Source organism: Legionella wadsworthii DSM 21896 = ATCC 33877 (genome assembly GCF_000701265.1).
Lineage (GTDB): Bacteria > Pseudomonadota > Gammaproteobacteria > Legionellales > Legionellaceae > Legionella > Legionella wadsworthii.
In genome coordinates this window covers 164,781-185,168 of the sequence record NZ_JNIA01000024.1, presented here as the reverse complement: position 1 = coordinate 185,168, position 20,388 = coordinate 164,781, and the positions used below count along the sequence as shown (strand labels likewise).

The following is a 20,388-nucleotide window of genomic DNA, read 5'->3' as shown; positions in this document are numbered from 1 at the left end:
CCCAGTACCGCACAATTGCCTCAGCTTTGGGTCATTGCAAAAGACGAAGCCCGGGCAAAGAGGATTTTGGGCACATTTGAATATCAGCTGGTTAAAGATATAAGCCAATTAGAGGATGTATCCGATAAAAACATCCTGTTTCTTTATGAACAAGACCAATTCAATGAGCTGTTTCATTGGTGCCAAAGAATGTTTAAAAAAACACCTGCCTCTTTTATGTTGGTTACCGAAAATGCCTATGCCGTCCATGACAAGTATGCCTCGGATGAGGTAAACCCTTACCACACCATGGCGAGTACTTTTTGGAAAAGTTTTAGAAATGAGCTGGAATTCGATAAAAATTATTCCATAGATTTAGACTCACGAAGCAGTTTAAGTGATGTGTTAAGATATATATTTTGGAAAACCACCCCTGAGACCCAGTTTGCGGTGCGAGATTCTTTGTATGTACCACGGCTTAGAAAAAAAAATTTGCCGGTCACGCCAGATCCCCACAAAGTATTATTTGATAGAGAGGCAAGTTATCTCATTACGGGCGGTACGGGTGGTTTGGCCAAAATCCTCATGGACTATCTTATAAGCCGAGGCGCGCGTCATCTAATTCTTATTAGCCGATCTCAATGTTCCAATGATACTCAGGCTTTCATTGAAACGGCACGAAAAAAACAACAAATTGATATCCGCCATTATCGTGGTGATGCCAGTGACTTTCAAAGCATGGAAAAGATAATTAAAGTAAGGGAACAAAGCACGCATCCGCTCAGAGGCATTTTCCATCTTGCAGGAATCATTCGGGATGAGTTGATGGTGCATTTAAGCGATGAGGCAGTTCAGGAGGTATTACAGTCGAAAATGCATAGTGCGTTTGCTCTGCATCAACTCACCAAAAGCCTGCACCTGGATTTATTTGTCTTGTTTTCCTCATCCGCATCGATTCTAGGTTCCAGGGGCCAGTCAAACTATGTGGCGGCGAACGGGTTTTTGGATGGCTTGGCCCATTTAAGGCATCAGCAAGGTTTGCCGGCACTGGCGATAAATTGGGGGGCCTTTCACACGACAGGAATGGCTGCAAAAAATATAGAATCATTACAACGCCGCGGTTTGATTCCTTTGGATCCAGAAAGCATTGACGTGTTGGATGTTCTATTGCAAAGCCATTTAACGCAAATCATGGTTTGCCCCATTCAATGGGATGTTTATCTCAAAACCACACTTAAATCCATGGAGTTTTCGGCGTTGGTTGAGGAACCTTCTTCAAGCGACAAGCACCTTCTCACTATGTTGCGAAACCATCCTGATAATGAATGGCCCAACTTGCTAAGAAAAGCCCTATGCGAGATTGCTGCTGAAATTTTAGGGCTGGAAAGCGGCAATGAGGTGGGGGTTAAGAATGATCTGTTCGCTATGGGAATGGATTCATTAATGGCATTGGAATTTAGAAATAAAATTCATGATAAATTATCCTGTCCTAATCTAAGTTTCCCCATTGAATATTTTATTAATGAACCGCGTGTCGATAAAATTGCAAAAAACATAGCCAATGAATTAAAACAAGCCATGGGCAAGACGAATACCCCTCTGGTCTTAAAAAAGTCACTAATTCAGGAACTTCCCTTATGTGATTTTCAATATGTATTTTGGGTATACAATAAAATGGGCTATCCCTATAACCTTGGGACACAAGTCCAGATAAAAGGAAAATTGAATAACGAATATGTTTATCAGGCGCTGGATTTTGTAGTACAGCAAAACAGTGTTTTTTGGTTGAATTTTAATAAAGATACACCCATTCAAACGATCAAGAAACAAGGATTATTTCGCTTGGTCTATGAAGACATATCTTTCGATTCCGAGCAAACAGTGCTGGATCAAGAATTCCAAAACAATATCTTGGCTGCGATCCCTTTAAATGAACCACCCCTCATTAGAGTATATCTTTATAAAATTAACAGTGACTTACATGAGTTACATATCATCATTCCTCATATTATTGTGGATGGCACTTCATTTGGTATCTTCTTCGACCAATTTAAGCAATGTTATGAATCCCTTTTTCGTGGAAAGAAGATGATTCATGAACCAGAACAAAATTCCTTTCTAGATTATGTCAAGAAAAACAACCATCTATATGAGACCAATCTGAAAGATAAGATTCGTTTTTGGCACCACTATAATAAAGGATTTAAAATGTTGTCCTTAAAAAATAAATGTTATGCTTTGGCGAGCGAAGACCAGGATAAATATTTATTTCATTACCCTATTGATTCGCAGCTTATGGAGCAATTTATTGAATGGCATAGAACAAGGAACATCAATGTCAGTACAGGTTTAATTGCTGCATGCCACTTGGCCCTGTATCAATTGAGCCACCAAAAAAAGATACCGTTTGTCTTAATTCACAGCGGGAGAGAGGGAAGCCAATATAACTCTGTTGTCGGAGTTTTCGTGGAATATAAAAAAATAAACCTTACTTTCAATAAACAGATTAATTTTATAAATTTTGTGAAGTCTATTGAAGGACAATTCCTTCTGACAGCGCCCTACCAGAAATGCTCTCATATCATTAAAAATAAAGAATTCAAAGGGGCTGGCCTTGCAGGAAGCCATTATTTAAATTATAAATGGAATCAATTAATCCATAGAAAGAATTTTTCAAAAAGCAAATTGCATCCCATCCTCATAGATTATTTAATAAAATACTTTAGCTGGATTCAGACTCTAGTGCTGCATACTTCGATGAAGGATAGATTAAATCAACTATTTCATTTAAATATGCCGCTTACAAAGCCTGAACGATTGAGGACCCTCATTAATATCACGCCTTCTTTTTTTAATAAGACAATTCCTGATAATAATTTTGCGAACCTGAGTTACCATTATCCAAATCATTACAGTAGTGAAAACCGTCCTATAGGTAATCGATCTTTGTGGATTTTGTTTTCCAAGGATCAAAAAGGACAGTACCAACTGTCTATCAATGGGCCCTTAACGACAGAATGTAAAGACGAACTAGCCAATGCAGTGAATCAAATAATGGAACAAGTATTAGACAATGAGGGACGCCTACTTGGAGATTTTATAATCCCGCAACAATAACGATTGGGCGCAGCAAATGCCCTCTCCTCTACCCTGTTACCCATTAATTATTGGTCACCATGCCTTTCTTTTTGAGCAGCAGAGGACTTTATAAGCAATTTATGAATCCAGTTATTTTAAAGTTGTGTTTAAGAATCCATCGAAGATTTGCATGTCTTCGTGTAATATGAATTCTTTATCCATTATTCTGAGTAATTCATGACGCAAAATACTTTTTGTTGGACCGATATACCCGTGGTTGACCTAGATAGAGCCATTGCTTTTTATTCAGCAATCCTTAACGAACCCGTACAAAAATTTTCAGAGCATGGGTTTGAGTTTGGTTTATTACCTCATACCGAAGACAATGTCTCTGGCTGTTTGTGCGTTATTGAGGGTAGAAAGCCATCACAAGACGGTCCCTTAGTATATCTGAATGCCGAGGGAAGATTGGATCAAGCCATTGACGCGGTACGCCAACAGAAAGGTACAATTTTAAAAGCGAAAGAACAAATTGGTCCATATGGCCATAGGGCTGTCATTGTGGATTCTGAAGGAAATGCTGTTGCTTTGTATAGTAAAGAAGCCTGATAACCTCAACTTCGAGAGAACTTGCCGTGCTTTTGAGAGCACGGAATTTTAATAGATTATCTTCGTTCGATTTAAGTGGCTTGAACTAATTGGCAAAATAAATTGATCATCGCAGTTTGTTCTACACTAGAAGGCACAGCGTGAAGCAGAGAAGGTGAATACACGACAATGGCTAAACACTGAGCGCGTGAAATAGCTACATTTAATCTATTTTTATTAAAAAGAAAGTTAAGCCCACGTGGCGATTCTTCTGCATTACTTGCACACATGCTTAAAAACACAATAGGCGCTTCTTGTCCTTGAAACTTATCCACACTACCAACCCTAGCCTGCTCATCAAGGGCGGACCTTAATTTATTGACTTGATGATTATATGGAGCAACAAAAAGTATATCTTCCCAGGTTATGGCTTTTTCTGTACCGTCGGTTCTTGTAAAAGTTCTTCCTATCAGCGTATTTGCTAATAATACAATCTGTTCCACTTCCTCATCGCTTGCCTGGGTATTCCCCTGGTGAATGACTGGAACTGGAATAATACCAGCCGTTTTATTTATTATCCCCTGATATCTATCAGGGATACTAATGATTTGATGCGCATTCTTCGGTGCTGTTTCCAGCTTGCCTTCGTAAATCGCTTCACTAATAAATTGATTAACCGCTGGATGCATCCGATAGGTTGTTCCAAGAAAAACCCCCATCGAGTCTGGAATTGTTGGTGTGTCATGCACTAAATATTCCAGTATGGATAAACCGCTTTCTTCTGGATGACATCCCTGGGAAGGTTGTCCTAACTGCATTTGATCGCCCATCAAAATAATATTTCTTGTGCAAACGCTCATGGCAATTAGATTTGCAACACTGACCTGTCCTGCTTCATCAATAAACAAATAATCTAGTGCATCAGCCAGTTCCTCTCTGGAGAATCCCCATGCAGTGGTTCCTATCACACACCCTGGCTGGATAAATTCTATGAGATTATTATTTTTTAAAACCTGAATATCCATGTCTTCAATGATTCCATCAATATTCTGCGTACAAGCAAAATGTCCCTTGATATTTTGCTGATAACAATATTTTGCGGAACTCAACAAAAGGTTATGAATCGCTTTATGACTGTTTGAAGAAATACCAACTTTTTTTCCTCTTTGAACCAGTTCAGCAATCAGACGTGTTCCTGTATAGGTTTTACCCGCACCGGGAGGACCTTGAAGGGTTAAATAACTGTTGTCTAAATTGAGCACCGCACGGATAATCTGCTTTAGTCGTTCTTCAGGCTCATGGCTTGGTGCAATGGGTAATCCTGATGAATGCTCTTTAATTCTCGGATAAGATTGTCTTAGAAAATCTAAAATTGCTGTATTTTCAAGTAATCCTTGCTCCAATGATGCAGCCTGCTTGGCTATGGCATCCGGAATGGAATGGGGGTCGACATATTCATTAGGAATTAAAGTAATTGGATCAGGAGGAGGATTTTTCATTTGTAATACGATAATCCCATGCGCCAGGTCACTTCCTTCCTCACAGAAATTAGCAGTAACCAGTTTACCCTCTTCTGTTTCCTCTCCTAAAATATAATATTGCTTGGCACTTCCCTTAAATTCCTGTTCTGGATCAAAAAAATATTCATAGGCCATGTTCTTCGATTTTGGCGAAGGTTTGTAGGGTGGTTTTGGAGTACGTCGACAATAAGCCAGGCAATCTATATCATCCAGTAACTCTTCTCCTGTTAGACCTAATCGATCAAACATTCGCCAAAATATGGGTTTTGCCTCTCTTCGATGAAACTCAATAGACCATGCAAACATCGAATAAATTTTGGCGGCCCTCAGGTGCCCACCTTTTTTAAAGTCTTCTGCCTGAATTAACAAACGATCACGTAATTGAAGACGCGCGCTCCATTGTTCTTTTACTTCAGGTTCGACCTGTTTGGTTTTACCTGAGAAATTAATACCCTGCTCTTTTTGCCTCGCTCTGAGCCAATCCACTAACTCTTGTGTGGAATGACAATCATCCATGTTGTAATGACGAATATCATTTAATATTTTCGATGTTTGCCAATCTTCCCCATCTGGATTTTCACGCCAATGTTCATAAACAACAACCGAATCCCCTCCTGACCCGACAAGTGTATTTCGTTTTCCACGATATAAATGTTCTATATTTTTAATGGAATAGCGAGGTTCACCAATGATTAAAGATGATTTAACAATTTTGTATAAATCAATAAAAACCTCATTTCTTAAGAGCTGATCAATTTCATTCTCGCAAACGCCGTACCTTCCCATTAATCGGCGGCATGAAGAAATTTCATAAGCTGCATAATGATAAATATGCATTTTGGGATCTTGTAGCCAACGCTGGTATGCCCATGTTACAAAATTCTGGAAACTTGTTTTCTCCTGCTCAGTATTATGTGCCCAAAAATCCCGATACTGCCGATTTCCTTTGTCATCAAAATAGGTAACGCCCCAAAGGTATTCGAGGCCGCCTTCCTCCAGGGGAAATCCCTCAATATCAAAAAACAAGTCGTTTGGTGATGCAGGGGGTAATAAAGCCAACCCTTGTTTTTGTCCTGGAATATGAGGAATTAATTGATATACAGGAATTTCCTTACCTCTGCTTTTTTTTTGAACCTTGGCTTGGGTTTGTAAACGCGAAAAACGTTCCGGTTTGATTCCCTTGACCCAGGAACGATCCGATTGAATGAGTGCAGTCATGGTATCAATTCCTGACTGTTGTAACTTTTTAATTTGCCCAGAAGTTATTGTGGCAATTTGACTTAAATGATCTTTCTGAATCAACAGCTCTTCAGCATAGTTACTCCATCTACCCCAATTAGGTGATTCAGCAGGATCAGGACAACGAGTGGGATCAAAATTTTGTTGGGCTATTAAAAAATGTTTTTTTAAATTCTGATAAAAATAATAATAGTCAGAAGTCCGATAACGCATTTGATGCTTATTACCTAAAATGATTGCCATGCATTCGGCTCTGCTTCCTTGCATGGCTGCAAGCATCTCCACATAGCAACATAATTGCAGCAGAAAAGTGGGTTTCACTGACTTTGCCAGCTTGGTATCCACTACTTCATAACAATAATTACCCAGTTGGCTTTTGCCCTCTGTTTTAATTAAAAAATCAGCATAACCTTGGAAAGGAAGTAATTTTAAATGGGCTTGGTAAATCACATCGAAGCCCTGTTCCATTGCAGAAAGGGTGGCTTCATAAGAATGAGCCTGTTGATGGAGGTTCGCAATGGATAATCCCTTTTCTGCGAAAGATGCCAATATTTCTAATTCGTGTTTGTTCCCTAAATGTTGCAACACATCCAGTAATTCGTCTTTTTCATCGGGAGGCGGAAGTAAATCAGCATTGGTCACTGCTAAATGCTCTATCCAGGAAACAAAGGGGCTGTGCATAAATTGGACGAGGTCTGAAGGAGAAAAAATCAAATGCCTGGATTGAAGATACATTTTACAAGATTCTCTAATGGTTTTTTTGAAAGTATATCAAAACCTGGAGACATATAAATGTAAAGTCAGATATTGATCTTATATCTTAAAATTAGAGCACAAATTAAAAAAATAAGATAAAATTACCTCCCATTATATATGAGAACTTTTGAGAACAATATAAGCTATTTCGAGAAGGTTCTCTGTTAACTCATTGTAAAATCGAACTCCTATGCAAGATAAAAACGAAAAACAAACTTTAGAAAATCAAAAAGCAATTTATGGAACACTTGGCTTCTTATCTACATCTCTCGCACTTTATGGATTATTACGCAAAGGCAATTATCGCGTCGCTTTTCTTTTATATCAGAAAACAGGAGGCGGTGGCTTAAATCTTTATAAAGAACAAGCAAATGGTAATCTCCAACGGCGTTTTGCCATTGATTATCACCCGTTTTGGGATCACAAAAACAAAGAATACGCCTGGAAATTGCACTATCACCGCGGTGAGAGTTCAAACCAAATGAAAAAGCACAGACCTTATCAAGGAGGATGGTAAGCTGCCTTAGGGGTAATAAATTCTTATTGGATTTTGACTTTTATCCACTACAGCAAAAGAAGTAAGGTGGTGTAAGTTTGCCGTTGTTTTGCTCATAATATGCCACACTGTATATCCTCGAACCAGCTCGGCATCGGAGATTAGCGAGCGATGACATCGCCAAGGAACTGCTTCTGCACACAAGATTGCCCCTTTAAAATTCGTTAAAATTTCATTGAGTTCTTCAAGCCCTTCGCGAAAATTTTCAGTTTGCATATAATCAGCAAACCCTCGGAAACTCGCATTCCGCCAGCCCATATTTATTGAATTTTTGTCGGTTTTACGCAAGCCACCCAATTTTGCTAAATGGGTGTAAGCAACTTTTTGGTGGGCTAACGATTTAGCGAATTCTTCTTTATTAAACCAGGGCACCGTCCGTGATTTAGGAATGGTTCGCACATCGATAATATGGTTAATTTGATGCGCTTTAATTAAATCAACAAATTCCATATAAGAACGTGTTGAATGACCAACAGTAAACAGTTCAGGCATGAATCAACCTCACTTAGATAATTTAAACCCATTGATCCCGGAGACAAGCCGTGGAACGTTGGAGAGTAAAGTTTGTCCAAAGAACGTGGCCTTCTCACTTCTACAAACGCTCCATGTTCGAGTCTACTATCCTCCTTTTCAATCGGATGTCGTTTTATTCATACAATCTCTTTAATAATAAATGGAAATAAATCAATCCTGCATAAGGATGCCATTTTGCAGTAATTTCTGCGATTTGGTGATAATCAGGTTTTTTATCAAGATGCAGCAATTTATATAAATTATTTTGTGCCCCAACATCATCACCGGGGAAAACATCAATTCTTCCCAAACCTCTTAATAAAACATATTCCGCTGTCCAACGCCCTATTCCCTTAAACTGGGTTAAAAAATGAACTACTTCTTCATTAGATTTATTTTCCAAAGCCTCAAAAACAGAAGTATTTTCCAAAATTGTAGTTGCCAAGTGAATTAGGGTCTCACTTTTTCTGGCGCTGTATCCTAATTTTTTCAAATCAGAAATAGAGCAATTAGCCACTTCCTCTGGTCTAGGAAAAGCATAAATAATTCTATCTTTTTCTTTCGCTCTCAAGCTTAGGTATTCAACCAATCGATTTTCCATTTGTAATCCCGCATCGAGTGATATTTGTTGACAAGAAATTGCATTCACTAGCGCCTCAAAAACAGATGGAAAACGCGGAGGTTTCACTCCTTTAAATTGAATAACAAGCGGATATATCGGGGTAGAATCTGTCAGGGAATAGAAGTCGCCTAGATCTTTTTTTAATCCAAGGATTTTTTCAATTTGTGACGCAACCTGATATTGCATTCTTTCCTGCTGGTGGGAGATCATTAAAAGCAACTCTGGATTTTGGTGACCTTTTATTTGTTCCACAACCACCTTGACGGGGATATTTTCCAGGATGAGGACTCTTGTATACCTCTGCCCATCCCAAAGATCAACATTATTTTTGCTTCTTCGCCGCAAGGCAGAAACCGTATAATCCAATCGGAATGGAGCAATAGGATGTAAGTTAAAAGAATATTCCATTTCTCTATCCTAAAGATTAAAAATAAATGAATAAACTTCTAAAGCAATGCAATTAAAACTATATTTTTTAATACTTTTGATACAGGAAAAAGAATAATTGACTTTGGTTCTTATCCTTTAACACACACCAGGGGTGAGAGTCTGGCAACTTTCTTGGTCAAACCCGAAGCCTGGGCTGCATCCACTACAAAATTGACGTCTTTATATGCTTGGGGTGCTTCCTCAGCTACCCCCCGATATGAACTGCAGCGGATAAGTATCCCCTGATTTGCTAATTGTTCAATAATTTCTTTCCCTTGCCATTGTTTCGTTGCCTGATGCCGGCTCATTGCACGTCCTGCTCCATGGCAGGCTGAACCAAAAGATTTATTTTCTGAACCGGAGGTACCGACAAGAACATAGGATGAGGTTCCCATACTCCCGCCAATTATTACCGGCTGACCAACATGCCTAAAAACAGCTGTTAATTGCGGATGATCCGGTCCAAATGCTCGGGTTGCCCCCTTACGATGAACAAATAAGCGCATGGACTTACCGTTCACTAAATGAAATTCTTCTTTACACGTGTTATGGGATACATCGTAAATCAATTTTATGTGCGTCCCAGGCATCTCATTCTGAAATACTTCACGTAAAAAGTGAGTTAATATTTCCCTATTTGCCAAGGCACAATTAATGGCTGAACGCATAGCGCCAAGATATTGTTCACCCATAGCGGAACGAATTGGGGCACAAGCCAACTCTCTATCTAAAATTTGTATGCCATGCTGGTGTGCATTTAACAGCATGGATCTGAGGAAATCAGTTCCTATTTGATGGCCTAATCCTCGGGAACCACAGTGGATGCTGACAACAACATCCCCCTGTCTTAAACCAAAAGCAGCGGCAGTTTGTTCACAATAGATGTGTCGTACCTCCTGAATTTCTAAATAGTGATTTCCTGAACCTAAAGTACCCATCTCATTTTTCTGCCGTTTTTTTGCATGGTCGGAGACATGTTCAGGCAGCGCACCATCTACACGTCCGTTGTCCTCGATTCTCTCCAAATCTTCCCGTTCGCCATATCCTTGTTTGACTGCCCAAACCGCACCGCCCCGTAACATGTCATCCATCTGTTTCATCGTAAGGTTAATTCGACTTCTACTTCCAACACCTGCAGGAATATGAGCAAACAAAGCATCCGCTATATCTTCCTTGAAAGGTTCGAATTCTTCACGTTGAAGACCCGTAGATAAAAGCCGAACGCCGCAGGAAATATCGAAACCGACTCCCCCTGCAGATACGACTCCTTCATTATCGGGATCAAAAGCAGCAACGCCACCTATAGGAAAACCATAACCCCAATGTGCATCAGGCATTGCATAGGAACCCTGAACAATTCCAGGTAAACTCGCAACATTGGTCACTTGATCATAAACTTTCATATCCATATCTAAAATTAATTCTTCCGAGGCAAAAATAAACCCTGGAACACGCATTTTCCCCTTTTTTGGAATTTTCCATTCAAAATCATTAATTTTTTCTAAACGCTTTAGATCCATCGTTTTACGCCTTATCTCTTACTCGTCATTTATCCATAGAGGGAAAGTAATTAGACATCTACCACGCATTGCGCGACCCAAATACCATCACTTTGATATACTTTTAATTCAGAAAATGTTGCGCCTTTGACTTCTACAGCAGGCTGATGACGCGGGATATCTACAGGCTCTCCTGAAATTATAGCAGTTAATTTCGTTCCCCTGATGGAAACTTTGAATTGGCTAAATAACATTTTGTGGACAGCCATATGATAAATAATGGCATTTAGCCAATCGATAAATAGAAACTCTGGATTAGGGGCTTAGCAATGCACATGCAATGTTTTGATGGGTAAAATGGATTGAGCATTTGTCATGACCTGAGTCATGGCTAAAGCACCCATGGCAAAAGCTTCCGAGATAGTTGACCCATACCCCCTCACACCGATGTCTGATTCATGGGAGAAATGCTCCCATTTCATGTGTGCACTCATTGGCATCCTATTTTTAACTGTCTTATCGCTTTGCGCATAATATAATCGAAAGAACCACCATACCCATTCCCATAACTTGTCCTTTAGTCAAAATCTCGCCCAGTAAAACCCAGGCTATAAGCACTGTGGTTAAAGGCATAACCGCTGTGGTTAAGGAAGCCATGACGCCATCCACCTTTTGACATCCATAATTCCAAAAAACATAAAAAAGACCTGAACTTAAACCTAAGATCATCAAGATAAACCAATCGAGAGGTTCAAGAGACGAGCCACTTGGTAAGCTAAAAATCAACCAAATTAATAATAAAATAGCATTAATTCCATTCAGTAGCGAAGAAATGAGGAATACCGGAAGTGAATTGGGGTGCAATTTACATAAAATATAATAAATTGCTTCCGGTAGTAGGGAGATTAAAACCAACAAATCGCCCCAAAAAGAATGATTCAAAGAAACAGCCCCGATTTTATCATAGGCAACCACAAAGAGCCCAGTCGTGGCAAAAATAATACAAATAGCCTTCTTACCAGAAATCTTTTCACCAAGTAAGAGCCAGGACATAACTGCGATGAGTGCAGGCAACGCACTGGTAATAATACCCGCAACATTGGCGTCTGTATGATCCAATCCCCATAGCATTAAAAAATTAAATAATATTCCTGCACAAATAGCCTGTGCACCAATAAAAAGCCAATCCTTTTGTTTTATTTGCATGAAATAAAAAGAAACCGGTTTTTTTCTGGCAGGGGTGAGCCAGTGAAGCGGCAGTAAAATGAGGGCTGCCAAACTAAATCGAAGCGTGAGTATTAAAAGAGCAGGCATAGAGGCAAGTACATATTTAGATAATACAATATTGATACTGACCATCATTTGCGCCAGAACAAGACAAAACAGGCCAGATTTAGAATTTTTCATTGTCATTCTCTAAGTGATAAAAACTAAAGTGAGTTTATCTCTTAGCAATTCATAAGAAGTTATCCGTTTCACGCAACTTCTTTGCTGAGAACACTTTCGTTCTCCATTGCGTGGGGGATTCACCAAACATTTGATTAAATCGCCGACTAAAAGCAGGTAGATTCTCATAACCCACTGCATACGCCACAGCTTCAATAGAACAGCAGTTTAAAGACAGGAGATGTTTGGCGTGATTTAGTTTTTTAAAACGCCAATACTCACCCAAACTCATGCCTAAAGCTTGTTTAAATCGCCGCTGCAATTGACTGGCACTCAAATAACAAAATTTGGCGATTTTATTGATATCTACAGGATGGGTAAAATGAGCATCAATCCAATTTCTGGCCTTCATGGCAACCGAATCAAATTCTGGAGAAAAAGATTCTGTCGCGAAATGAAGCAGTAATTGGTTCATCAGCGAAAACGAGAATGAATCTTCTTGTGCACCCATTAAGTAATGCTGTGTGAAATGAAGAAATTGTTTCAAATGAGGCGATAAAGTGAATGCACGAGATTTCGACTGCTCAAGGACCAAATTGGGATGAAGCACATCGACAATGACAAAGAGATTATGATCACTGCCTGCAAAGCAATGGAGCTCATTAGGGGCGATATAAACTCCCAAATTATGATTCACGATACCGGAATAAGTTCCTGCCTCCAATTCCATGGAACCCGATAAGGGTAAAACAACCTGAGCAAATTCATGTGAATGGCTACAGCTTTCTTTAAGATAAGAACGAAGATCCATACGATTGCTGATCAAGTGACCACCTGCTTATAAACTGTCCAAAATGGAAATGCCATATTATACCATAAAGTTTTAACTGCACAGGATGAGTGGAATCAGATGCAATTTAAAATATCTCCGTTTAGACAAGGAGTAATCATAAAAAACATCTTTACAATTGATTAATCCTAGAACATGATGTGCATAGTCATTACCCTAAGTTATGTATCCGAGTCTGATGTGCAAACTAAAATAGATAGGCCCAAGCAGAAAATATCCTCCTTAGATGAACTCCTGGGTGTCGAGCCAGACACTGTTGATATTCCTAAAATTAAATCCTTGGCTTCTTCAGCACTCACTTTTTTAATGTTAGGAAAAAAAGAAAGTTATGTTCATGAAATTAGCCTTTTGGCAGATGCATGTGCTGTATATTTGGAGATTGGGCATACTGTAGATGATGTTATGCGAGCAATAAAATCCAGTATGGCTGCACAACATGAAAAAGCATTAAACAAAATTACTTCTGAAATTGGTATGAAGCAGTTTCAATTAAATTGTTCCAATCCTCACACACTTGCAACACAAAACTTGAATCGTCAAGTTCAAATCATGAAAAGTTATTTGGCTGTTCCTCTTGATAATATTATTGAAGGAGTCATTACAGATACTTTGGTGCAAGCTAGTATCAAAGGCGCTGAGCTTGGGCAATTCGATTTTTTAAATATGAAATCATTATAATACCTATTATTCCAGCCAAGATCCTCTTTAAAAGATGCATCTTGTACTTATTTCTTTTGAAACAGATAGGCTTTTGGCAGATTAGTTGAATTGATTGCCTCATTTTATCAATGAGGCAATCATAAACTACTTGGTTTGCTCTACCTTTATCTCTCGTGAGCTTCCTTTAGAGGCTAACTTTTTAGGGAGGTCGACCCAAAGCATTCCTTTTTTAAAGGTGGCTTTAACTTTACTGGTATCTACGGATGAAGGTATCGATAACGAACGTTCATACTTCCCATAACTTATTTCTCGTGAAATAAATTTTTTACCTTCATTTTTTTTAGAACTGGACTTTTCACCGCTGATAGTAAGAATATTATCGGAAATTGTTACACTCACGTCTTTTTCATCCATACCCGGCATTTCTAATTGAATACAAAAATGATCTTTATCTTCAACAATGTCCATGGAGGGAGAAAGATCCATTTTTTCAAACTGGAGCGGCCAATTAAAACGAGAGGGTGTAAAAAAATGATTGAAATCATTAAATAATCGCTCCACCTCATTTTGCAGACTCAAAAATGGATTTTGTGAACGGTTAATTTCGACTGAAGATCCTTTATTGGAAGAACTTTTCCTTGGAGATCCCTTTTTAAATTGGGTTACCTTGCTCATGACATGCTCCAAATTTTTTAACCTATATGTAAAATTTTGGAACATTAAATGATTTTGTCAAATGAACACCATAAAGCTTTATTTTTCTTCGTTTTACGTGGTGCTTTTGTGCTTCTCCATGGGTGGATTGCGGTATTGTAAACCTAATAATACAAAAGCAATGATTGGCATTAAAATATCAGTCCAAAAAATGGTACCTGCATTACCTGGCTCAAAATTATGCGCAGCAATCATCTGATACAAATGTACGCAGGCAGCACCCCACAAGAATAATGCAGGAACTATAATTGTGGCAGCGCGAAAAGCAATATTATTTTTAAAACTAATAAATCCATTCACAGCAATCCCTAAACTGGCAAATCCGACTTCCATCTGGAAAGGGCTTTGGGGCCACCCAATAAAATGCGCTGTAAAATCCCCAAAAAAAACATGCATGACAAAATTAAACAGATACGCCAAACCAATACTAAAGAAAAGAAACCAGGAAAATAGGAGTTCAATAATTGTCGATTTATTCAACGGCATCGATTTAAGGAGCCCATTCAACAGGGAAAATATTAAACCTAAAATAAAACAGGTTACTGTAAAATTGCGCATTGCTAAACCAATAAGCTCGGCCATCTATCATCCTTTCATTTGATTTAAACTCAACTTAACTTAAAGAAATAAAAAATACAATGTACTAAGGACGGTGTCCTTTGAAAAGAGGAAAAGGTCGCATGAACACGGGGATTTATTGGGCAATTTGTAATTTTAAAGGCATTTTTAATCTCAATGGTTTATGGCAATCCTCTAAAATTATGCCCATTAAGACATCTTTAAGGTTTACCAGAATAAACTAGGAATTAAATATCAAGTACTATAAAATCATTTTCTTTGTGTAAGTGGAAAATCAATTAAATTTTCCCAACACATTGTAGTAAAGTTGTTCAATAAACATAGGATACAAGATGTGTTTAGTATTTTTGACAGTTGGGATAGTGGTAAATGAAAAGGGGCATCCAAGAAAATAATCAAACACAGGGTATTTCACAAATCATTCATGAATTAAATCAACCAATAACTGTGATTAAAGCCTATCTTGGGGGTTGTGAGCTTCGATTAGAACGGCAAAATCTTAAGTCTGAGGAATTACGTCATACCTTTATAAAAATGAATGAACATATTGAGTTATTATGTCATAAAATCGACAAGCTCAATGACCTTTCGTACAAAAACATACTGTTCAGTGAACCCAACCCTATGGCACACCTTCTTAACGAAATTATCTCGCTCTATGCTTATGAAATTGATTATCACGCGATTCAAATCTGTTTTAATTTTCATGAAAATCTTTCTCACTCCCAACTGAGTGATAGCCCTGTAAAACAGGTTTTATTTCGTTTAATAAAACTTTGCATCCATTCTATAGAGATAAATAAGATACAAAATTCGGAGATAGCTATTCAGACAAGAAGCCATGAATCTGTAGGGAAAATAATCATTAAAACAAATTTTGTAATACAAGAGGAGTACATTGAAAAAGAAATGAATTACTGCCGTTCTTTGCTAAACAAAAATCGAAATGATTTATTAGCTGAATTGTCTGCTAATAATATGGATTGCCAATTTATAGTTTTTTTAGAGGGTAATGGATATGCCTAATGCTACAGTATTTATCGTGGATGATGATCCAGAGATATGTAAATCATTTAAGTGGTTATTTGAATCGATTAATCAACAAGTTAAAGTATATCATAATGCGAAAGATTTTCTTGATAGTTATAATAATGAACAAGGATGCCTGATTATTGATGTGCGGATGCCGTTCATGAGCGGCCTGGAATTACTGGAGCAATTGAATGCTTCTATGAATCAACTGAAAGTCATTATAATCACCGGTTATGGTGATATTTCAATGGCTATAAGAGCCATGAAAGCAGGGGCTGAGGATTTTATTCTCAAGCCCGTCAATCATCAAAATTTATTAGAAATCACTCAAAAATGTATTAAAAAAATAAATAGCACGCCCATTCAAACTCATTCAAATTACCATGATCGGATTAATAGTTTAACCAAAAGGGAAAAACAGGTGATGGATTTGGTAGTCGATGGAAAATTAAACAAACAGATTGCTTATGAACTGGATATATCTATTTCGACAGTTGAAGTGCATCGTGCCAACGTCATGAGAAAAATGGAGGCAAAGTCTTTGGCTGAACTGATTAAAATAAATCTGATTTATACCAAAGTGATTGATCCAACTGCATTTGTGAATGAATCAGCATAAGTCTTGGCATGATTGGTTATTTATTGGCCAAATAATAGGATAGTAAAGGAATAAACAACAAATTCCCCTCCTCACCTAAAACTTAGGATAAGGGTTTTATTAACTTTTAAACGAATGATGCTATGACACTCGAAAAGAAGAGCCCATATATCCTTTTGGTGGATGATAACAACGAAGTTCGTGAAGCATTAATTTGGGCATTAGAATATGCAGGATATGTTACTGTAGGTGTTAAAAATGGCCAAGAGGCATTAAATTTCCTTGAGAAAAATCCTCTTCCAGCAGTCATCTTTCTGGATCTTATGATGCCTGTTCTGGATGGTATGGAATTTCGCGAGAAAAAAAAGTTATCTTTAAGGATAAAAAATATTACAACGATTATTACTTCAGCAAAAACGAATTTGGAAAAGATGGAAAAAATGCCTCATGAAATTTTTCTATCAAAACCATTCGATCTAAACGATTTGCTTCGAATTCTCACCAATTATATCGATCAGAACCAAATTGAATGGACTGATTGTATCGCAATACAGGAGTAATAATAAAAATTACACAATATTAATAGCTCATTTAAAGTGATTTTGCCAAATAATTGACCACAAAGATATAGGTGTGATCTTATTTTATAACTTAAAAGGAGTTTGCTCTGAATAGGCCATCTATCTACCCTTTACTTTTTTCAGCCGCATCTTGTTATGGAGATCATGTCATTGGTATTATATTAAGCGGGTTTCCCAACATTTGATATAGCATCCTTTCTTATAAACAAGTAAATTGCTCTTTAAAAAATTGGATATAAATGTATTTCTTTATATCTTAGGAATTTTAGATGGTTACAAAAAAAAATAACACAATGTCTAAAAAAAATTATCGTGATTCAGAGGAATCATTACAAAAAAAAACTGACAATGATTTATTTATTGCAGCAATTGGGGCATCAGCTGGAGGATTGGATGCGTTAAAAGATTTTCTTTCCCTATCTAAACTAAATAACAATCTTGCATTCGTTATAATCACTCATCTAAGTCCCGATAAAATTAGTTTGTTACCGGAAATATTACAAGAATATACCTCACTTAAAATTATGCCCATTGCCAATGGTTTAAAAATTGAAGCCAATCATATTTATGTATTGCCTCCTGGGAAAATTTCTTTTATTCAAAAAGGTATCTTGTTTTTAAGTGATTTTACGAATGAAACCAGAGCACACCCAATTGATTACTTTTTCCGTTCATTAGCTGAAGATCAAGGGCGAAAAGCCATTTGTATTATTCTTTCTGGAACAGGAAGCGATGGGACACTAGGTTTACGTGCCATATCAAAACAAAAAGGATTAGTCATAGCTCAAATGGCTAAATCTGCAAGCTACGATGTGATGCCTAAAAGTGCAATTAACACGGGACTGGTCGATTATATTTTTTTACCCCAACAAATTTATCCTTTTTTACTCAATTATGTCGCGCATTTTGGAAAAGAAAAAACGCCGCTTCCAGCAAGTATTGCCGAAGAAATACAGAAAATATTGTCTTTGTTAAAAAATACAACAGGTCATGATTTTTCTTTATACAAACCCAATACTATTTTCCGTCGCATTCAAAAACGTTTGAATATTTTACAACTCGATACCTTATCCAGCTACTTTCAATATTTACATCAGCAGCCAAGTGAAATTCAAATTTTATTTAAAGAACTCCTTATTAATGTAACCAATTTTTTTAGAGATCCGGAGGCATTTGAAGTCCTTAAAGAGCTAATACTTAAATTAATTTTTACGAATAAATCACAAAGTGACAGTATCAGGGTCTGGATCCCAGGTTGCTCCACGGGTGAGGAAGTTTATTCTATTGCAATCATCTTGCAAGAATGCATGGAAAGTTTAAAATGTCATTTTAATGTTCAAATTTTTGGCACTGACATTGATGAAGAAGCCATAGAAATTGCTCGCTCAGGAGTCTTTCCTCTTGATATTGAAAAGGACATTCCTGAGAATCGCTTAAACCGTTTTTTTACGCGAGAAGAAAACTCCTATAAATTAAATATAGACATACGGAAAATGATCATATTTGCTGTGCAAAACGTGATTAAAGATCCGCCCTTTACCAAGCTTGATTTATTAAGTTGCAGAAATTTGTTAATCTATTTGAATGCCCAACTACAAAAAAAACTTTTTTCCTTATTTCACTACAGTCTTAATCCAGAAGGACTCTTATTTTTGGGGACCTCCGAGGCAATTAGCGGTTCCGTAGATTTATTTACGATCTTAAATAGACGTTGGAAAATTTTCCAGAGAAAAGGTAATTCTTCCCCATCATATAATTCCATAATGAATCTACCCTATCCAAACTATCAATCTAAATCAGCGAATATAAAATATATGGAAACGAATACACAAGATATTGAACCCAATTTATCCCATTTAGTAGAAAATATTTTATTAAATAATTATACTCCTGCTGCCTTCGTACTTGATGAAGGTGGAAAAATCATTTACATCTATGGGCGCACCAGTAAATACATTGAGTTTACTTCAGGCGAAGTTCGTTTGAACTTCATTGACATGGTTCGTCCTGAAATAAAGACTAAAGTAATAAGTGCCCTGAGGAAAGCATCAACACTTCAAAAAGAAGAAATATTAAGCCATCTCCCCCTGAAAGAAGGTAATGAATTTAGATACATCAATATCAAAATTAGACCAATTATAGAAGCAAGAGTGTTTCATCGTATGCTTCTTTTGATTATTTTTGAAGAGTCCCCTGCCTTAGTTCCAAACTCTGAAATCACAAAAAATGACAAAAAAACTGAGCTGGGTAAAAGAGTCCTCCAGCTCGAGCAAGAGCTGAGATATACAAAGGAAAGTTTACAGTCCACTATTGAGGAATTGGAAACTTCTAATGAGGAATTAAAATCCAGCAATGAGGAACTACAGTCCACAAATGAAGAGCTCCAAAGCACTAATGAGGAAATAGAGACATCAAAAGAAGAATTACAATCTTTAAATGAAGAATTAACCACAGTAAATTCTGAGCTGGAAAACAGAATAGAGCAATTATCAAGCGCCAATGACGACATTAAAAATCTCTTGGATAATACGGAAATCGCGACTATTTTTTTAGATAGAGATTTATGTATCAAACGTTTCACCCCAAGGGCAACCGAGATTGTGAATTTAATTCCTACAGATGTAGGCCGTCCCCTCAATCATATTGTGTCCACTTTACAATATGACAAATTAATCGAGGATTCACGTAGGGTTCTAAAGACATTGGAATCAAAAACTATAGAAGTCATGGACAAGAGTGGACGGTGGTATGTAGTTCGAATCATACCATATCGTACCGTGAACAATATTATCGATGGTGTTGTAATTACCTTTTTAAACATACATAATCAAAAAAAAGCGGAAAACGAATTAGAAAAAATAAATAATGATTATAAATCCATAAAGGAAATTGAATCACAGCTCATTAATGTAATACCCTACCCTACATTAATCATAGATAAACAGTTTAAATACATTCTGGCGAATAATTGTTTTATGAATGTTTTTAATGAAAATGAGTTAAATCTTACTGCGCAAAACATTTTTTCAGCCAAACTGAAAATGAATTGCAACAAATTAAAGCCTTTTTTAGAAGATTTTTTAAAATCAATCGATAATCATTGTGAAGGCGATTTCAAATTTAATCAGGAAACTTCTTTTAAAGTGACCATTCAGAAAATATCGAATTCTGTATTAATGTTATTCTTTAAAGAGGTTGATAATTGAGTG

The 20,388-nt window shown here is 37.2% G+C and carries 16 protein-coding genes and 1 pseudogene; 8 read left to right on the top strand and 9 right to left on the bottom strand.

The features are described 5' to 3' along the window. On the top strand, positions 1 to 3,096 hold a 3,096-nt coding region (locus tag BU07_RS0104560), incomplete at its 5' end, for an SDR family NAD(P)-dependent oxidoreductase (RefSeq protein ID WP_031563919.1). A 198-nt stretch (positions 3,097 to 3,294) separates the two neighbouring features. Continuing rightward, positions 3,295 to 3,666, top strand: coding sequence for a VOC family protein (locus tag BU07_RS0104555; protein ID WP_031563918.1), 372 nt, complete (start codon positions 3,295 to 3,297; stop codon positions 3,664 to 3,666). Positions 3,667 to 3,737: 71 nt separating this feature from the next. Here BU07_RS0104555 and BU07_RS0104550 read toward each other — a convergent pair whose 3' ends face one another. Further along, a complete protein-coding gene (locus BU07_RS0104550; RefSeq protein ID WP_031563917.1) occupies positions 3,738 to 7,139 on the bottom strand; it encodes a TM0106 family RecB-like putative nuclease in 3,402 nt (1,133 codons plus the stop codon). Between the two features lie 211 nt (positions 7,140 to 7,350). On the opposite strand from BU07_RS0104550, the gene BU07_RS0104545 reads away from it, so the two are divergent. After that, on the top strand, positions 7,351 to 7,677 hold the full coding sequence (locus BU07_RS0104545; RefSeq protein ID WP_031563916.1) for a hypothetical protein: 327 nt from the start codon (positions 7,351 to 7,353) through the stop codon (positions 7,675 to 7,677). Positions 7,678 to 7,683: 6 nt separating this feature from the next. On the opposite strand, the gene BU07_RS0104540 is transcribed toward BU07_RS0104545, so the two are convergent. The 6 genes and pseudogenes from BU07_RS0104540 to BU07_RS0104515 all read right to left on the bottom strand — a co-directional run bounded on the left by BU07_RS0104540 (position 7,684) and on the right by BU07_RS0104515 (position 12,976). Continuing rightward, positions 7,684 to 8,208: a DUF488 domain-containing protein gene (locus BU07_RS0104540; protein ID WP_031563915.1), complete on the bottom strand. Its 525-nt coding sequence runs from the start codon at positions 8,206 to 8,208 to the stop codon at positions 7,684 to 7,686. A gap of 154 nt (positions 8,209 to 8,362) precedes the next feature. Continuing rightward, complete coding sequence (locus tag BU07_RS0104535) at positions 8,363 to 9,259, bottom strand: DNA-3-methyladenine glycosylase family protein (protein ID WP_031563914.1); 897 nt, start codon at positions 9,257 to 9,259, stop codon at positions 8,363 to 8,365. A gap of 110 nt (positions 9,260 to 9,369) precedes the next feature. Then, positions 9,370 to 10,800, bottom strand: a complete 1,431-nt coding sequence (locus tag BU07_RS0104530) for an RtcB family protein (RefSeq protein WP_031563913.1) — start codon at positions 10,798 to 10,800, stop codon at positions 9,370 to 9,372. A gap of 50 nt (positions 10,801 to 10,850) precedes the next feature. Beyond that, positions 10,851 to 11,261: pseudogene (locus BU07_RS17680) on the bottom strand (archease). Positions 11,262 to 11,295: 34 nt separating this feature from the next. Then, positions 11,296 to 12,186, bottom strand: a complete 891-nt coding sequence (locus BU07_RS0104520) for a DMT family transporter (protein WP_115262262.1) — start codon at positions 12,184 to 12,186, stop codon at positions 11,296 to 11,298. A gap of 49 nt (positions 12,187 to 12,235) precedes the next feature. After that, a complete protein-coding gene (locus BU07_RS0104515; RefSeq protein WP_031563911.1) occupies positions 12,236 to 12,976 on the bottom strand; it encodes a helix-turn-helix domain-containing protein in 741 nt (246 codons plus the stop codon). Between the two features lie 174 nt (positions 12,977 to 13,150). Between BU07_RS0104515 and BU07_RS0104510 the strand changes: the two genes are divergently transcribed. Continuing rightward, positions 13,151 to 13,693, top strand: coding sequence for a hypothetical protein (locus BU07_RS0104510; RefSeq protein ID WP_133134437.1), 543 nt, complete (start codon positions 13,151 to 13,153; stop codon positions 13,691 to 13,693). A 126-nt stretch (positions 13,694 to 13,819) separates the two neighbouring features. Here the strand turns inward: BU07_RS0104510 and BU07_RS0104505 are convergent, their stop codons facing one another. Next, positions 13,820 to 14,350: an Hsp20/alpha crystallin family protein gene (locus tag BU07_RS0104505; protein WP_031563909.1), complete on the bottom strand. Its 531-nt coding sequence runs from the start codon at positions 14,348 to 14,350 to the stop codon at positions 13,820 to 13,822. Between the two features lie 93 nt (positions 14,351 to 14,443). After that, positions 14,444 to 14,971: a DUF6790 family protein gene (locus tag BU07_RS0104500; RefSeq protein ID WP_031563908.1), complete on the bottom strand. Its 528-nt coding sequence runs from the start codon at positions 14,969 to 14,971 to the stop codon at positions 14,444 to 14,446. Between the two features lie 366 nt (positions 14,972 to 15,337). Between BU07_RS0104500 and BU07_RS0104490 the strand changes: the two genes are divergently transcribed. The 4 genes from BU07_RS0104490 to BU07_RS0104475 all read left to right on the top strand — a co-directional run bounded on the left by BU07_RS0104490 (position 15,338) and on the right by BU07_RS0104475 (position 20,385). Next, the gene (locus BU07_RS0104490; protein WP_031563907.1) at positions 15,338 to 15,994 is read left to right on the top strand and encodes a sensor histidine kinase; all 657 of its coding nucleotides are present in this window, start codon (positions 15,338 to 15,340) and stop codon (positions 15,992 to 15,994) included. Beyond that, on the top strand, positions 15,981 to 16,619 hold the full coding sequence (locus tag BU07_RS0104485; protein WP_031563906.1) for a response regulator transcription factor: 639 nt from the start codon (positions 15,981 to 15,983) through the stop codon (positions 16,617 to 16,619). The genes BU07_RS0104490 and BU07_RS0104485 overlap by 14 nt, the downstream gene beginning before the upstream one ends. Before the next feature lie 122 nt (positions 16,620 to 16,741). Beyond that, positions 16,742 to 17,158 (top strand): response regulator, encoded by a 417-nt coding sequence (locus BU07_RS0104480; protein ID WP_051635464.1) that lies wholly within the window; start codon positions 16,742 to 16,744, stop codon positions 17,156 to 17,158. 290 nt (positions 17,159 to 17,448) lie between these two features. Next, positions 17,449 to 20,385 (top strand): CheR family methyltransferase, encoded by a 2,937-nt coding sequence (locus BU07_RS0104475; RefSeq protein WP_031563904.1) that lies wholly within the window; start codon positions 17,449 to 17,451, stop codon positions 20,383 to 20,385. Positions 20,386 to 20,388 lie beyond the last annotated feature (3 nt).

Bases quoted from the DNA above. Each gene is read 5' to 3' on its own strand.
- BU07_RS0104480 (WP_051635464.1), top strand. From the start codon at position 16,742: ATGACACTCGAAAAGAAGAGCCCATATATCCTTTTGGTGGATGATAAC.
- BU07_RS0104505 (WP_031563909.1), bottom strand. From the start codon at position 14,350: ATGAGCAAGGTAACCCAATTTAAAAAGGGATCTCCAAGGAAAAGTTCT.
- BU07_RS0104545 (WP_031563916.1), top strand. From the start codon at position 7,351: ATGCAAGATAAAAACGAAAAACAAACTTTAGAAAATCAAAAAGCAATT.
- BU07_RS0104515 (WP_031563911.1), bottom strand. From the start codon at position 12,976: ATGGATCTTCGTTCTTATCTTAAAGAAAGCTGTAGCCATTCACATGAA.
- BU07_RS0104500 (WP_031563908.1), bottom strand. From the start codon at position 14,971: ATGGCCGAGCTTATTGGTTTAGCAATGCGCAATTTTACAGTAACCTGT.
- BU07_RS0104490 (WP_031563907.1), top strand. From the start codon at position 15,338: ATGAAAAGGGGCATCCAAGAAAATAATCAAACACAGGGTATTTCACAA.
- BU07_RS0104485 (WP_031563906.1), top strand. From the start codon at position 15,981: ATGGATATGCCTAATGCTACAGTATTTATCGTGGATGATGATCCAGAG.
- BU07_RS0104475 (WP_031563904.1), top strand. From the start codon at position 17,449: ATGGTTACAAAAAAAAATAACACAATGTCTAAAAAAAATTATCGTGAT.
- BU07_RS0104555 (WP_031563918.1), top strand. From the start codon at position 3,295: ATGACGCAAAATACTTTTTGTTGGACCGATATACCCGTGGTTGACCTA.
- BU07_RS0104520 (WP_115262262.1), bottom strand. From the start codon at position 12,186: ATGAAAAATTCTAAATCTGGCCTGTTTTGTCTTGTTCTGGCGCAAATG.
- BU07_RS0104535 (WP_031563914.1), bottom strand. From the start codon at position 9,259: ATGGAATATTCTTTTAACTTACATCCTATTGCTCCATTCCGATTGGAT.
- BU07_RS0104540 (WP_031563915.1), bottom strand. From the start codon at position 8,208: ATGCCTGAACTGTTTACTGTTGGTCATTCAACACGTTCTTATATGGAA.
- BU07_RS0104510 (WP_133134437.1), top strand. From the start codon at position 13,151: ATGATGTGCATAGTCATTACCCTAAGTTATGTATCCGAGTCTGATGTG.
- BU07_RS0104530 (WP_031563913.1), bottom strand. From the start codon at position 10,800: ATGGATCTAAAGCGTTTAGAAAAAATTAATGATTTTGAATGGAAAATT.
- BU07_RS0104550 (WP_031563917.1), bottom strand. From the start codon at position 7,139: ATGTATCTTCAATCCAGGCATTTGATTTTTTCTCCTTCAGACCTCGTC.